Annotated in this window: 1 protein-coding gene; it reads right to left on the minus strand. The window is 56.3% G+C overall.

All coding sequences use genetic code 11. From position 1 onward, the window contains the following. A partial coding sequence (locus V0R37_RS22060; protein ID WP_420376551.1) for a hypothetical protein occupies positions 1–277 on the minus strand: 277 nt, incomplete at both ends.

Below are 277 nucleotides of genomic sequence, written 5' to 3' on the forward strand. Positions count from 1 at the left end.
GCCAAAGGTGGAGGATTGGCTCAGATTGTCGATGCTGACGAAGGTGGCCGCAATCATGGGGCTATAGCGGGTAAGGTCGGGGTTGCTTGCCATCATTTGCTGGGCAGCTTGATGTGCAAGTTCAGACAGGTCTGGTTTGGGAGCTTCAGGTTGGCTGCTGTTGCCAAGCGATGCGCAGCCCGTCAGCATCAATAGCGCAAGGCTCAGCGCAGCAGTGTTCATGGCGCGGCGGTAAGAGACAGGAAGCACCTTTATGCTGTTGACGCTTATGACGGTG

It is taken from the genome of Pollutimonas rozaliensis, assembly GCF_048751585.1.
Taxonomy (GTDB): domain Bacteria; phylum Pseudomonadota; class Gammaproteobacteria; order Burkholderiales; family Burkholderiaceae_B.